This is a genomic window from Peribacillus sp. Hz7, assembly GCF_042136355.1.
Classification (GTDB): domain Bacteria; phylum Bacillota; class Bacilli; order Bacillales; family DSM-1321; genus Peribacillus; species Peribacillus asahii_A.
On sequence record NZ_JBHHJV010000002.1, the window covers coordinates 195,496 to 210,098 of the forward strand.

Sequence of the window (14,603 nt, forward strand, 5' to 3'; positions counted from 1 at the left end):
ACAGCCTTTCAAAAAAACTACTAGTCAAGAATCCCTATTTTTCAAAATATTAGTTGAAAATATGTATAAATTATATTAATTTAGTGACTAGTGTTATAAATTATTACATAAAAATAGAATAAGGAGGTTCAAAATGAAAGATCGTAAATTAAACTTCACCCTGTTAACAACTTTTATTTATCTATCATTAGCTGGTTGTTCTTCAGGAGTAACCGAAGCAACTAAGGAAGAGAAGCTTCGAAGAGAAGAATCCGCAGAAACGTCAACGACTATACACCCTGAAACGGATTGGTCTTACAAAGGGGAAACAGGACCAGAACATTGGGGTGAGTTAGATCCTCTAAACTCTGCATGTATAAATGGGAAGGAACAATCCCCTATCAATGTTGAGACATCCCAAATTAAAGCAGATAAACAACTTGAAAAGCTAGAAATCAACTACATCCCCTCTGAATTTTCCCTAGAAAACAATGGACATACTATTCAAGGGAATCCTGTAACATCAGATAACTTCATTGTTCTAAACGGTAATACGTATACATTAGCTCAATTTCATTTTCATACACCAAGCGAACATCAATTTAATGGACAAAATTTTGATATGGAATTACATCTCGTACATAAAGATGCCAAGAATCAATTAGCCGTAGTAGGGCTAATGATTAAGGAAGGCAAAGCAAATGAGGTTCTTGAACAGGCCTGGAAAGCTCTCCCTCAAGAAAAAACAACTGAAGCGAAGAAACTAGCTAATCCGATAAACTTAATGGATATTCTTCCAAAGGATCAACAATCATTTAAATATAATGGCTCATTAACAACTCCCCCCTGTTCTGAAAACGTTAATTGGATTGTATTAGAGCAGCCAATTGAAATGTCTAAAGAACAAATTGAGGCATTTCGTCAAATCTTCCCAGATAATCACCGTCCTGTCCAACCATTAAATGAACGTGAAATTAGGAAGAATTAATCTATTGATATTTTTATTTTAGTATCATTGTGAGAAGAGAGGTAGAATCACCCTTTCAAACAAAAAAGTAAAAAGCAGACTTACTTATTTTAGTAAGTCTGCTTCTTTCATTAAGAATGCTTTCTTTTCATTTTCGTCAATACTTCTTCATAGTACGGAATATCCACTTTTTCTTCTAAAGCAGAACGTAAACCAGCAAAGATATCAGCAATTTCTCGTTGATAAGCTTGTTGAATGGCAGCTAGTTCTTCTTCAAGCATCGCTGTGTAGGCTTCAAACATACGTCCACCTTGGAATTGTACATAATCAAGAGCCGGCTGATCTAAACGCGCTTGAATACCATTGCTCATATGCACTTTTTCATTTTTTTCAAAGAAGGCTTTTGGATTCTTAAAAAGAGCTAACTCTTTTTTGAATTCCGCTTCTGTTAGGTCTTCAAAAGCCCGCTTGAATTCAGGAATATCCCGTCCTGCCGCTTCATAAGACTGCAAAGAAATGGTCTTTCTAACATCTTGAATTTGCTGTAACAGTGACACTTGCTTTTCTTTTAATAGCTTATTAACGAATACTTCTGAACGCAAAGCCGTCGCTCTCATTTCCTGGGAAAGGTCAAAGCCTAATGATTCTAGTAAACTTTGTAGCGCTTGCTTCAATACAACCTTTAAGTCCTGCCCATCGTCTTTAATAACAGCTGGGTTAAAGGATTCTTTAAAGAAATCCGTAAAACGTAAAAAGACACGCTGCTTACTATAGAAAGTTAGTTCATCCACTTCTTTTTTCAATCGTTTTTTCTCTGCTTCGCTCGGAATCACCGCAAGTATGTCAGCAATCGCTTGGCTTTCCTCGTTCAACGTTTCTAATGCACGCAATTTCGCTTGCTCATCTTGTTTAGAAGCAGCAATTACATCCGCTAATAGTTCTTCTGCGCGAATGACAGCCGCTTCTGCTGACTCAATCGCAAGGTCCGTTAAATCATGTTCAATAAAGTCATCGAAACGTGATTGGAACGTACTAATTCCACTATTCGGCAAGAATGCGTGATGGAAGGAACCTGGCTCAAGCTTTTCTGAAAGCGCCCCTTTACTCGTTAACGGGAATAATTTCGGGAAGCGAATACCAAAGCCATTTAATTGGTCTTTCACATATTCGATTACGTCCTCTAATTCTTCTGTCGTTTCCGCCAAATCTACCGCATTAACGATAAAGAACATTTTATCCATCGCAAAGGAATCTTTAACACGACCAAGCTGAATTAAAAACTCACGGTCCGCTTTCGAGAATGGATGATTATAATACGTCACAAATAAAATGGCATCCGAATTTTTAATATATTCAAAGGCCGCTCCTGTATGACGAGCATTAATGGAATCGGCTCCCGGTGTATCAACTAATACCATTCCTTGCTTCGTCATGGCGCAATCATAATACAGTTCAATTAAATCAACAAGACAAGACTTCGATTCCTCAGCCGCAAAGCTTTTAAAGCCATCTAAATCTACTGTAATAACTGTACCAAGCTGCTCTTTGTAAGGAGGTAACCCTTGATGAAACGCTCTTAAGAAAGAAAGATACGTTTTACCTGTTTCCTGTTCATCTGCTTTCGCAACAATCTCACCCGCAAATTGATACGCTTCATCCAGTGTTTTTGCTTGCTTTCCAAAAGCATTTAGCGCAAGTGATACGTCTTCGAGTAACATCGCTTCTGTTTTTAATTGAACAGTTGCAGTACCGTGTGAATGCTCCGCATTTGACGCCATAATTTTATTGATAGCAGCTGTCGTCGGATTCGGTGAAACAGGCAATACTTTTTCGCCCATTAACGCATTAGCGAAGGAGGATTTCCCTGCACTAAAAGCCCCGAATAAAGCAACGGTAAATGTTTGCTGCTCTAGGCGACTGGCTTTGTCTGTCAATTCTTTGTATAAAGATTGGAATCCTTTTAAAGGCTGAATCAGCTCAGCGGCTTCTTGTAAACTTGTTGCCGTTTCAAGAAGTTTTTCTTTTCCGCGTAAATCGCCTTTAACAACCGATGCTTCCTTCACGTCTGTACCAGCACTTGCTTCCATTTCTGCAAGAATAGAAGCACCAGCTCCATCACGTACTTCGTGATTTCCTATTTCCATCATCTTCACATTCACATTTCGTTCCTCTTCTAGCCATTGATTCACTAATGTGTCAACAGCTAGATTGTCGAATACATCAGAAGTTGCATGTGCAATATCTTGCAGCTCTTTTTGTTCTTTTGTTACTTTATCACCTAAGGCGGCGGAAGCATTTAATGCTCTTTCAAAATCAGCATACTGCTCAAGTTCAGTAGATAGCTGACGTAATTTATTATCCGCTTTCTTCTTCATAGCAGCTAATAAATCTGCTAAAAATTGATCCGCTACTCCACGTGCTTCTTTCTTGATAGAGTTCGCCAAGTCATTTGTATAATTCAGCACATACTCTCCGGTCATACTAGCTTGCGGTTTTAAAGAGCCTCTTAAAAACTCCTCCATAATGGAAATCGAAAGCGATTGTGCCTCACTTTCTAAGTTCGCATCATGAACCTCAGCATCTGCAAGAACTTTAACGGCCATTTCTTTAATATGCCATTCCAGTTGAATCTTTACCTTTTCTTGAATATCAGCAAGAAAAGCACGTAATCGCTCCTCTTTCTCAGCCATTGTTTTCTTTTTAGCAAACAGCATGCCTACTTTGAAGTCAGACTGTGTGGATTCTAAAAAGGCTGTCGCTAAATCACGCGTAGGAGCTGGCATTAGATAAGCATTTTTCAAAATCTCTTCTAAATCATCCGTAAATCGTTCTTTCACATGATCGATTCGTGCAAGAATGTCACGCTTTTCTTGTTGAAGACTTTCCACTTGCTCCGTCATTTGCACTCGTTCATCATCCGGTAATTCCGCTAATAATGTAAACTCCTTCTCATGCTCTTCCTCAAATTGTTCCTCTAACCAACTAAGATGCTTCTCGATTAAAACATGGGCAGACTGCATAACTGTGTCTGTACCACTGGCTTCACCTTTCTCAGCCATCTCATAAATAAATTGACGTACCGTTTCAATTTGGTTCGCTTCCAAGTCTAAATCCCTTACAGATGTATAGAAAATACCACTTGGGAATACATTCCAGTTTGCGAATGCTTCCGTTACGGAACGCTGAAAGCCTTCAAAGCTGAGTTCTTTCTCATCGTGCTTATCAATCATATTAATAATTAAGTACGTTGGTTTATTTGCTTCAATTAGTTCCTTTGTAAATAGAAAATTCACTTCCGATTGAACATGATTGTAATCCATTACATAAAACACAACATCTGCTAAATGCAGAGCCGACTCCGTTGAAACCCGGTGTGCATCATCCGTAGAATCAATCCCAGGTGTGTCCATAATGACACAAGATTCTGGCAATGGAAATTCACTTGAACTAATCGTAATGGCTGAGACAGAGTCACCATCTTTAGCAAATTTCTTTACTTCCTTAAAATCATACGGCGCTGGAAATAAGACAGGCGGCTGATCATGGTAGAATACTTTCGCATAGTTCTCCCCTTTTTGCACCTTAACTGTATTCGCACTTGTTGGAATCGGACTCGATGGCAACACTTGATCTTGTAATAAAAAGTTAATCATGCTTGATTTTCCGGCTGAAAAGTGACCGCAAAATGCAAGGACAAACTCATCTTGATTACATTTCATTATTAACTGCTTCATTTTATCGGCATTACTTACATCCCCAGCCGACTGAAACTTTTCATATAGTGCGGTCAAAACTCCCATTTTTGACTGTTGCTCTAATGTTTGTTGAATCATGAATCCATACCCCTCATATCTCTTTATTTATCCTTATTGTAAACGATTTCTACATTTATTCCTACAGGAAAATTCAGACCTCATTGTATGAAGGCATAAAAAAAAGCCAGATTCATGATCTGACTGGTTGAACGGAAACTACTGTTACCATATTTTCATTTTTCACATAGTTTTGCTTGTTCGCTACTTTAACCGGCTTTTGAATATGACTTAATACATGTTTCATCACAAAGCTATATGTAACTACCGTTAATAAAATAAATAACCAAACCATTTAAAGCACCGTCCTTTTAATTATTTATATCTTCATTCATTAGTAAGTATATTGAGAATAATTTTCATGTTCATTTAAATCTTATCATGAACGATAATCATTTTCAATGAATTTTTTGACTTTTTTATTTATTATTTTTGCTTAAATACAGAAAAATATGCTGTATGTTCCTGCAAAGCTTGCTCCTCTATTGGAATTCGCACCCTCATCATCCAAACATTTAATAATGAAAAAATAATGGCTGTGAAGTAAGCATTAAACAACAGCGATAACACAAGAATTTCGGTAGCCACAATAACATAGTTCGGATGCTTCATAAATTTATAGGGTCCTTTAATAACGACATCAGCTGATGGTAAGACAATAATCTTGGTATTCCAATGTTTCCCTAAAGAGCTTATCACCCATATTCGTCCTATTTGAGCAAGTGTAAACAACAACAACCAAATTGGCCATAAAGCAGATAATCCACGTTCTAATAGAAGCACTTCACTCAGCAACACTGTAAAGAAACCAATATGAAGTAAGACAATCCATGGATAATGGTCCGCCCCAAACTCAATCGCACCGCTGTTTTTTAACTGTTTTTCATTTCGTTTCGCAATAATTAGTTCGATGAACCGTTGTCCAACAACAAAACTAAATAAAATTGGAAATAACATTAGTTCCACCTCATTAAGACTAATTCTGAAGAAAAACCAGGTCCAAGTGCAGCTGCTAAGCCATATTCTCCACGGATCCCCCCACGTTCCATAAATCGTTCTAATACATATAAAACGGTCGCAGAAGACATATTTCCAAACTCCTTTAAAACCTCCATAGAAATTGATGTCATCTCTTCATGAAATCCTAGTGCCTCTTGATAAGCCTCAATAACTTTCTTTCCACCTGGATGCGCCACAAAATAGCGAATATCTTGCAATGTCACGTTATATTCTTCAAGAAAGGCTGTAACATTCGGTTTTAGCCATTGTTTCACAATTGTTGGAATATCTTTTGAAAACACAACATACAGTCCTTCATCTTTCACATTCCAGCCCATGACATCTAATGAATCGGGCATAAGTGTTGATTGACTCGCAAGCACATGAAACTGCTGACCTCTACTGGAAAGCTCCGCTGCCGGCACGTCGTCTCCGCATACTAAAATACAGCTTACCCCATCGGAGAAAAGCGATGTTCCAATGATATTGCTTTTAGAAATATCTCGTTTCTGAAATGTTAAACTACAAAGCTCTACACTAAGTACAAGCACCTTTGCTTTAGGATAAGCTTGACAATAGTCAAAAGCGCGCGCAAGTCCGCTCGCACCTCCTGCACACCCAAGCCCCCAAATCGGAATCCTTTTTGTATGTGGACGGAATGGGAGAATATTCATAATTCGAGCTTCAATCGTTGGTGTTGCAAGTCCTGTACTAGATATGTAAAAAAAAGCATCAATTTCTCTCTCTGCTACTTCCCTTTTTAAAAATCGTTCATTGGTTAAACACTTCTTAACCGCCTCTGTACCGAATTGAACAGCTTGATCGATATACATGTCGTTTCTTTCCGCAAAGGTCCGTTCTTCTTTAAACCAGTCTAGATGATTGGAAAAATAACGCGTTTGCACTTGTCCATTTTTAAATGCCTGTAATAATCGTTCAATATTCTTAAATGATTCTCCAAAAATCTCTCTTGAGAACTCCATAATTGCGTCCTGTGTTAACGCATAAGGCAACTCTGCATGAGCTGAAGACAATACATAAGCCATATATTCCCACCCCTTCAATTAGTGGTTAATATCTCCAGTCATTGAAGGATTATTCAAAGCATCATCCCCTTATAAATAAAGTTCATAAATTTTTAAAAACAAATAGTAATTTAAGACTATTTCTTTGGTATGATAAAAGAAATCCATGGAATCGGAGGAAATAAAAATGGCCATTAGTACTCATGTTACAACTGTTTTAAATGGAACAATTTCAGCTGTAAAGTCAGTATTACCACTCACAATGGAAACGGACAAACCAAACCTAATTAACCAACCTTTCGAACAAGAAGCTCTTAGTGTATTAATCGGGATGACAGGAGATATACCAGGCAGATTAATTATCGAAGGCTCTGAATCATGCATGAGTAAAATTGGAGAAGCGATGTTTGGCATGCCTCTTGAAGGTGAAATGTTAGAATCGTTTACCTCAGAGCTTGGTAATATGATTGCAGGGAACTTAGCTACTACCTTGGTACAAAGTAACATCAGTATGGATATTACTCCTCCTACTGTCCTTGTCGGCAAAGCAAAAATGTATGGATTTGAAAAAGCCATTTGCCTGCCTATCCATCTTGAAAACACCGGAACTATTCATATCATCTTGATGATTAAAATGTAAAAGCGATTTTTCATACTATCTAAAAACCCTGCTAAGTATGATACTTTATCATACTTAGCAGGGTTTTTAATAGTTTGTTTTTGAATCTTTTTCAGATTGATATTGAACTTTAATAATAAGGCTGCAAAATTCTTGCTTACCACATACTTTACATACATTTTCTTCACTGCATAGCGTTTGACAATGTAAACAATATTTCTTCTCCATCTCGGCTCACTTACTTTCTCTCTATATATTATTTACAGTATATGCAAGAGAAGTAAGGATATTGACAAAAAAACTACCTTCTTAACTCAAATTCGAGTTAAGAAGGTAGTTTTTTATATTAAGCCGCTTTCTTCACTTCTAAAGGAACCTGTTTCTCTTTTTTCGATGGAATCATATTGAACACAATATTCAGAATAATAGCTGTTAAACTACCGGCAACAATTCCACTATCCGTTAAAACCTTCATACTCTCTGGAACTTGAGAAAATAAACCTGGAACAACGGAAACACCTAGACCCATTCCAACAGAGCAAGCAATAACTAATAAATTTCCTTGTGAATTAAAATCTACTTTACTTAGCATTTTGATACCAGCCGCTACTACCATACCGAACATAGCAATCATTGCTCCACCTAGAACAGCAGAAGGAATGATAGTTGTAAACGCACCGATTTTTGGCATAAATCCAATTACAATCATAATACCAGCTGCTGTAAAAATAACATTCTTCGATTTAGCACCCGATAATTGAATTAAGCCCACGTTTTGCGAAAAAGCTGTATACGGAAAAGAATTAAATAATCCACCGATAATCGTCGCAATACCTTCTGAACGATATCCGCCAACTAAATCTTTTTCTTTAATGTCTTTACCCGTAATTTCTCCTAATGCGTAATAGACGCCTGTTGATTCTACTAAACTAACAATAGCTACTAATGTCATAATAATAATAGCTGTCACATTAAAAGTAGGTGTACCAAAGTAAAACAGATCAGGCATGTGCAGCCACGATGCATCCTCTACTGCTTTAAAACTTACTTTCCCCATAAAATAAGCAACAATTGTTCCACCAATCAATCCAATTAAGATCGAAATAGAACGAATGAAACCAGTAGAAAACTTGTACATAAGAAGAATAAAAATTAATGTTCCAAAAGCTAAACCAATATTATCTAACGCTCCAAAATCAGGTGCTCCTTGCCCGCCTCCCATATTATTAATCGCAGCAGGAATTAACGTAAGCCCGATAATCGTTACAACGGAACCTGTTACAACTGGAGGGAAGAACTTTGCTAATTTTCCAAAAAAATTACTAATTAAAAGGACAATCAATCCAGAAACTAAAATAGAGCCATAGATAGATGTAACCCCATACTGACTTCCGATTGCAATCATAGGACCTACGGCTGTAAATGTACATCCTAATACAACAGGAAGACCAATTCCAAAAAATTTATTTTTCCAAACTTGAAGCAGGGTAGCAACTCCACACATTAAAAGGTCAATCGAAACTAAATACGTTAATTGCTCAGCGGTTAACTTTAAAGCCCCGCCGACAATTAGAGGAATAACAGCCGCTCCTGCATACATCGCAAGAACATGCTGTAATCCGAGTGAACCAACCTTCATCGGTGACTGTTTAGACATGAGCAGCGGCTCCTTCCAGTTCTTCTGCAAAAGTAATTTCGCCTTTTTTCAATGCTTGAATTCGAGCAAGCGATTCCACTTGGAAACCTTGATCTCGTAATTCCTTGCCTCCATCTTGGAAAGCTTTCTCAATGACAATTCCAATACCAACAACTTCTGCATCGACTTGGTTACAAATATCCACTAAGCCTCTTGCCGCTTGACCTACCGCGAGAAAATCATCAATAATTAAAACTTTGTCTCCTGGGACAATATACTTATTAGAAACCGTAATAGTATTTGTTTCTTGTTTCGTGAACGAATGAACAGAAGAAGTAATTAAATCTTCCGTTAACGTCAATGATTTACGTTTACGAGCAAAGATTAGAGGTACATCTAATGTTAATGCTGTCATCACACCAGGACCAATTCCTGACGATTCAATCGTTAACACTTTTGTAATCTCTTTTCCCTCAAATCTCTTTGCAAATTCTTCCCCCATTTTTTTCATAAGCACCGGGTCCATTTGGTGATTCAAAAACGAGTCTACCTTCAAAATTGTTTCCGAAAGAGCTTCTCCTTCGTTTAAAATCTTTTCCTTTAAAAGCTGCATAAAGCTTCCTCCCAATCTAGGATGTTTATCTGTTAGCCATCTAGGCAAATATCACGATTTTGAACTATGCAAAAAGCCCGAGAACAATTGTCTGTTAAGTGAGACAATAGTTCTCGGGCTTCTACGAATGTGGATACATTCATCATTCGTGATACACAAGATTTATTTCCCACTCATAGTCGGATTATTTACGGTAATCCGGTAGAAACTTGTGGGCCAATCCCCACGATTATACGAGCGAAACTATTAGATGCAATACATGCATTATAGCAACGTTATACACTTTTGAAAAGCTATTTTTCAAGAAAAAGACGAACTTATTTTCCAAATATGAATTTATCGTTCGCGTTTTTTGAAAATTACAAATTTATTTCTATAGTTTAATTCTACAAAATACTCCCGATAGTTACTTCGACTATTATACTTGAATTTGTCCGTTAGAAGCCATGTACTTAAAATCGAGAGACTGTATAATATGCTTAATCATCAACAAAAGCCTTGGCGTCCAAGGCTTTTGTTGATGATTCAATTCAATTTATAGACATCCCTATATTTATCCTCTAAATAGGAAATCAAGTATTGTGCATTTAGACCTTCTCCTGTCGTTTCCTTCAAAATGTCTAATGGTTTTTTCATCTTTCCATATTGATGAATCTGTTCATTCAACCATTGTTTAATTGGGCCGATATTACCGCTTGTTAATAACTGGTCATAATGAGGCAAGTCTCTCAATATGGTTTGTTTCATTTGAGCTGCATACATATACCCTAGTGCATAAGATGGGAAATAACCAAAACTTCCATCAGACCAATGCACATCTTGTAAAACACCTACTCCATCATTATCTGGCACAATCCCTAAATATTCTTCATATTTATCATTCCATACTTTCGGTAAATCTTTTACTTCTAATTCACCATCAAATAGCGATTTTTCAATTTCATAACGAATCATAATATGAAGAGGATATGTAAGTTCATCCGCCTCTACTCTAATGAGGGAAGGCTTCGATTCGTTAATGGCTCGGTAGAAGCTCTCTAGTGATACACCGGTAAATTGTTCCGGAGCGTATTTTTGTAACAACGAATATTGCTTCTCCCAAAAATGCTTATTTCGCCCAATAAAATTCTCAAAAAATAGCGATTGCGATTCATGAATTCCCATCGAAGTCCCGTCGTCTAACAATGTTCCTGTTAACGCACTTGAAATGTTTTGTTCATAAATCGCATGACCACACTCGTGAATCGTCCCGAATATGGCTCCACGAAAATCATATTCATCATAGCGAGTCGTCACCCTCACATCACCGCGATTAATCCCTGTCGCAAATGGATGAACTGTTTCATCTAATCGTCCTGCATCAAAGTCATAGCCCAATTGCTTTAGAATGTCTAAACTAAATTGTTTTTGCTTTTCTTTTGGAAAATATTTATACAAAAATGATGTATCTGGCTGATGCGGGCTCATTGAAATTTGTTTAACCAGCGGTACAATCCGTTCACGCAGCTCAGCAAATACTTGATCTAATACGTCGACCGTCATACCTGGTTCATACATATCTAATAACGTATTATACCTATAGCGTTCATATCCCCAATATTCAATGAATTTTCTTGTATAAGCAACAATCTGTTCTAAATACGGTTGAAATAAAGAGAAGTCCGCTTTTTCACGAGCCTCTTCCCAAGCGCTTGTCGATTTAGATTGTAAGATGACAAATTCCTTATATTCATCCATTGGAATCTTTTTATTACGTTCATAATTTTTTTTACATTCTTCTACCATTCTTTTCGTTACTTCTGATAATTGAGCTTGGTTATCCTTTGCTGAAAGCGTTGCAATAAAGTGAGCCATTTCCTTGCTCGTACCCATTTTAAATACTTCAGATGACAACATCCCAATAACTTCTGAACGCTGTTCGACCCCTTTTTTTGGAGCTCCTGTACGTAAGTCCCAATAAATCACAGAAAGTGCCTCATGATAAGCAGCGATTTTTTTGATATACTCTAAAAATTCTCGTTCAACCTTATCAATTGCAATAGCCACTTTGCTATTCCCCCCTTCAATCCTTTTAACCTTACCATATTATGTGAAGTCCATAAATAATCATGCTTTTTTCTTTCAATTGGTTTATGATAAAAAATCCTCCGTTTCTATTGTAAACCTATTAATTTTTAAGTTGACAATAGGAATTGAATAGTGCAAACTAAAATGCAGTGAAAGGGGGTGTTTTATGTGAAGGCAAAAACATTGGCCTATATTTCTTTATTTACCGCTCTAACAGTTGTCGGAGCCTATATTAAAATTCCAATCCCGTACATACCATTCACACTCCAAATTGTGCCTGTTTACCTTGCTGGTGCTTTATTAGGACCCCGTATCGGTATGTTAAGTCAAATTTGTTACGTAACAATTGGACTTATTGGAGTACCTGTTTTTGCTGAAGGAGGCGGTTTCGGTTATATTTTCAAACCTACATTTGGTTACCTATTAGGTTATATTGCCGGCGCTGCATTAAACGGATATCTCATTCAAAAACTACAATTACAAAAGATATTTTCTATTTTTTTAGCTAATGCAGCCACACTTTCGGTCGTATACCTATTTGGTTGTGCATGGCTTTATGGTTCTATGAAATGGATTATAGAAAAACCTTTATCCATTCAAGACACTTTATTCTTCGGCATGATTTTACCAATTCCAGGTGATTTACTACTTTGTGTTATATGCTCTGTCTTAATTTATCGACTAAAACCTCAAATTCAACGTTTTATATTAGATTCACAGGCAGCTCAGCCTACAGAGAATAAACAGAAAATAAACTACTTGTAAGAGTGCATTACTTGATAGAAAAGGAGATAAAGAGAGTGGGACAAGCTTATTTTATAACCGGGACAGGAACCGATATTGGAAAAACAGTGGTAACGAGTTTCTTGTATAAAACACTGAATCAATTAGGCGTTAAAACAATGATTTGTAAACCTTTTCAAACTGGATATAGAGAAGATATACAAGGTTATCCAGATCTCCATTGGTTTGAAACGGAATTAGGAGTAGAGAATTCAGGAATTTATCAACTTAAACCAGAAACATCTCCTCATCTCGCAATCCGATTAACTCAGCAAGAAATTGATATACAACGGATTTTAAATCGAATTCAACAATTACAAAAAGAGTTTGATGTAGTCCTTGTAGAAGGAGCTGGAGGATTAGCTGTTCCACTAATTGAACAAAAAGCAGGTTTTTACATGACAAAAGATTTAGTAATAGATGCAGAGCTCCCGATTATCGCCGTCTCCCCTAGTGGATTAGGTGCTATTCATGACGCTTTGACTACTTTTACATATGCACAAGCATGTCAATTGAACATCCAATCTATCATCTTTAATCGGTTCAATCATACGAATGAGATTCATCAAGATAATGTGCAAACAATTGAAAAATTAATAGCTGTTTCACCGCTTGTTTGTTTGCCAAATTTCGAAAATATACATACAGAAATGGACTCATTCATTGAAAAACTACTTCAAAATAATCATTTTGTTACACAAATTCAGGAGGTGTTTAATTGTGTCCTACACAAATAAGCAATTAGAACAATGGGATAAAGAATATGTTTGGCATCCATTCACTCAAATGAAATCGTATATTCAAAATAACCCTTTAATTATTGAAAAAGGAAAAGGCAGCTACCTCTTTGATGTAGAAGGAAAAGCTTACTTAGATGGATATGCCTCTCTTTGGGTCAATGTACACGGTCATAGTGATCCTGAGCTCAATTCAGCGCTGCATGAACAAATCGAAAAAATTTCTCACTCTACATTACTTGGTTCAGCAAATGTGCCATCTATTTTACTTGCAAAAAAACTAGCAGAAATCACTCCAGGAAACTTATCTAAAGTGTTTTACTCAGATACAGGGTCAGCGTCTGTTGAGATTGCCTTAAAAATTGCCTATCAATACTGGCAAAATATCGATTCAGAAAAATATAAACATAAGAACAAATTTATTTCTCTTGACGAGGCTTATCATGGAGACACGATTGGAGCAGTCAGTGTTGGAGGAATGGACTTGTTCCATCGAATTTTCCAGCCGCTTTTATTTGAACGAATTGCGATTCCTTCTCCGTATACCTATCAAATGGATGAAATCGGCAATGAAGAAGAAGTAAAACGCTATTGCCTGCACAGACTTGAAGAATTGTTACAGGCAGAATCAGAGCATATTGCCGGGTTAATTATCGAGCCTTTAGTCCAAGGAGCAGCTGGTATGATTACGCAGCCACATGGATTTTTGAAAGAAGTGGAAAGATTATGCCGAGCGTATGATGTATTGTTAATTTGCGATGAAGTAGCCGTAGGATTCGGTCGTACCGGAACTCTTTTTGCTTGTGAACAAGAACAGGTAGTACCTGATATTATGTGTATTGCAAAAGGCATTACAGGAGGCTATATGCCATTAGCTGCCACAATTGCAAGCGATAAAGTATATAATGCCTTCTTAGGAAATCCTGAAGAACAGAAAACGTTTTATCATGGCCATACATATACAGGAAACCAATTAGCCTGTTCGATTGCCCTAAAAAATATCGAATTAATTGAACAAAGAGAACTAGTCAAGAATATCCAAATAAAAGCAAAAGCATTTAGTCAATATTTATCTAAACTTTACGAGCTTCCAATTGTCGGCGATATTAGACAGCGTGGATTAATGGTCGGAATTGAAATTGTGAAGAATCGGAAATCGAAAGAAACATTTTCTGTTCATGAACCAATTGTTAACCAAATTATTATGATAGCTCGATCAAAAGGATTAATTATTCGCGAACTAGGTCCTGTTATTACGATGATGCCAATATTAGCTATGAAACAAGAAGAACTACAACAAATGGTTGATATTGTCTATCAATCCATTGAAGAAGCCATGAGTCACTATACATCTGTCCAATAAATA

The 14,603-nt window shown here is 36.8% G+C and carries 12 protein-coding genes and 1 riboswitch; of the genes, 5 read left to right on the forward strand and 7 right to left on the reverse strand.

All coding sequences use genetic code 11. The features are described from left to right. The first annotated feature begins 133 nt into the window (after nucleotides 1-133). The gene (locus tag ACE199_RS04510) at nucleotides 134-967 is read left to right on the forward strand and encodes a carbonic anhydrase (protein ID WP_375348766.1); all 834 of its coding nucleotides are present in this window, start codon (nucleotides 134-136) and stop codon (nucleotides 965-967) included. Between the two features lie 110 nt (nucleotides 968-1,077). Here the strand turns inward: ACE199_RS04510 and ACE199_RS04515 are convergent, their stop codons facing one another. From ACE199_RS04515 to ACE199_RS04530, 4 genes are all read right to left on the reverse strand, one after another. After that, a complete protein-coding gene (locus tag ACE199_RS04515) occupies nucleotides 1,078-4,779 on the reverse strand; it encodes a dynamin family protein (protein ID WP_375348767.1) in 3,702 nt (1,233 codons plus the stop codon). A gap of 112 nt (nucleotides 4,780-4,891) precedes the next feature. After that, on the reverse strand, nucleotides 4,892-5,053 hold the full coding sequence (locus tag ACE199_RS04520; RefSeq protein ID WP_375348768.1) for a hypothetical protein: 162 nt from the start codon (nucleotides 5,051-5,053) through the stop codon (nucleotides 4,892-4,894). Nucleotides 5,054-5,184: 131 nt separating this feature from the next. Next, entirely contained in the window at nucleotides 5,185-5,715 is a 531-nt protein-coding gene (locus ACE199_RS04525) for an isoprenylcysteine carboxyl methyltransferase family protein (RefSeq protein WP_375348769.1), read from the reverse strand. Then, nucleotides 5,715-6,803 (reverse strand): type III polyketide synthase, encoded by a 1,089-nt coding sequence (locus tag ACE199_RS04530; protein WP_375348770.1) that lies wholly within the window; start codon nucleotides 6,801-6,803, stop codon nucleotides 5,715-5,717. Before ACE199_RS04530 ends, ACE199_RS04525 begins: the two co-directional genes overlap by 1 nt. 166 nt (nucleotides 6,804-6,969) lie before the next feature. On the opposite strand from ACE199_RS04530, the gene ACE199_RS04535 reads away from it, so the two are divergent. After that, on the forward strand, nucleotides 6,970-7,422 hold the full coding sequence (locus tag ACE199_RS04535) for a chemotaxis protein CheX (RefSeq protein ID WP_375348771.1): 453 nt from the start codon (nucleotides 6,970-6,972) through the stop codon (nucleotides 7,420-7,422). Between the two features lie 325 nt (nucleotides 7,423-7,747). Here the strand turns inward: ACE199_RS04535 and ACE199_RS04540 are convergent, their stop codons facing one another. The 3 genes from ACE199_RS04540 to ACE199_RS04550 form a co-directional block, all read right to left on the reverse strand. After that, the gene (locus ACE199_RS04540) at nucleotides 7,748-9,058 is read right to left on the reverse strand and encodes a nucleobase:cation symporter-2 family protein (RefSeq protein WP_375348772.1); all 1,311 of its coding nucleotides are present in this window, start codon (nucleotides 9,056-9,058) and stop codon (nucleotides 7,748-7,750) included. After that, the gene (locus ACE199_RS04545; protein WP_375348773.1) at nucleotides 9,051-9,650 is read right to left on the reverse strand and encodes a xanthine phosphoribosyltransferase; all 600 of its coding nucleotides are present in this window, start codon (nucleotides 9,648-9,650) and stop codon (nucleotides 9,051-9,053) included. The genes ACE199_RS04540 and ACE199_RS04545 overlap by 8 nt, the downstream gene beginning before the upstream one ends. Before the next feature lie 156 nt (nucleotides 9,651-9,806). After that, nucleotides 9,807-9,907: riboswitch (purine riboswitch) on the reverse strand. Nucleotides 9,908-10,175: 268 nt separating this feature from the next. Beyond that, nucleotides 10,176-11,696: a carboxypeptidase M32 gene (locus tag ACE199_RS04550; protein ID WP_375348774.1), complete on the reverse strand. Its 1,521-nt coding sequence runs from the start codon at nucleotides 11,694-11,696 to the stop codon at nucleotides 10,176-10,178. 189 nt (nucleotides 11,697-11,885) lie between these two features. Between ACE199_RS04550 and ACE199_RS04555 the strand changes: the two genes are divergently transcribed. From ACE199_RS04555 to bioA, 3 genes are read left to right on the forward strand one after another with little or no spacing between them, the layout of a single operon-like run. Further along, nucleotides 11,886-12,482 (forward strand): biotin transporter BioY, encoded by a 597-nt coding sequence (locus ACE199_RS04555; RefSeq protein ID WP_375348775.1) that lies wholly within the window; start codon nucleotides 11,886-11,888, stop codon nucleotides 12,480-12,482. Nucleotides 12,483-12,517: 35 nt separating this feature from the next. Further along, complete coding sequence (gene bioD / locus ACE199_RS04560; RefSeq protein ID WP_375348776.1) at nucleotides 12,518-13,237, forward strand: dethiobiotin synthase; 720 nt, start codon at nucleotides 12,518-12,520, stop codon at nucleotides 13,235-13,237. Continuing rightward, nucleotides 13,221-14,600 (forward strand): adenosylmethionine--8-amino-7-oxononanoate transaminase, encoded by a 1,380-nt coding sequence (gene bioA / locus ACE199_RS04565; protein WP_375348777.1) that lies wholly within the window; start codon nucleotides 13,221-13,223, stop codon nucleotides 14,598-14,600. The genes bioD and bioA overlap by 17 nt, the downstream gene beginning before the upstream one ends. The last annotated feature ends 3 nt before the right edge of the window (nucleotides 14,601-14,603 follow it).

Coding starts and splice junctions, on each gene's coding strand:
- ACE199_RS04510 (WP_375348766.1), top strand. CDS start 134: ATGAAAGATCGTAAATTAAACTTCACCCTGTTAACAACTTTTATTTAT.
- ACE199_RS04515 (WP_375348767.1), bottom strand. CDS start 4,779: ATGATTCAACAAACATTAGAGCAACAGTCAAAAATGGGAGTTTTGACC.
- ACE199_RS04520 (WP_375348768.1), bottom strand. CDS start 5,053: ATGGTTTGGTTATTTATTTTATTAACGGTAGTTACATATAGCTTTGTG.
- ACE199_RS04525 (WP_375348769.1), bottom strand. CDS start 5,715: ATGTTATTTCCAATTTTATTTAGTTTTGTTGTTGGACAACGGTTCATC.
- ACE199_RS04530 (WP_375348770.1), bottom strand. CDS start 6,803: ATGGCTTATGTATTGTCTTCAGCTCATGCAGAGTTGCCTTATGCGTTA.
- ACE199_RS04535 (WP_375348771.1), top strand. CDS start 6,970: ATGGCCATTAGTACTCATGTTACAACTGTTTTAAATGGAACAATTTCA.
- ACE199_RS04540 (WP_375348772.1), bottom strand. CDS start 9,058: ATGTCTAAACAGTCACCGATGAAGGTTGGTTCACTCGGATTACAGCAT.
- ACE199_RS04545 (WP_375348773.1), bottom strand. CDS start 9,650: ATGCAGCTTTTAAAGGAAAAGATTTTAAACGAAGGAGAAGCTCTTTCG.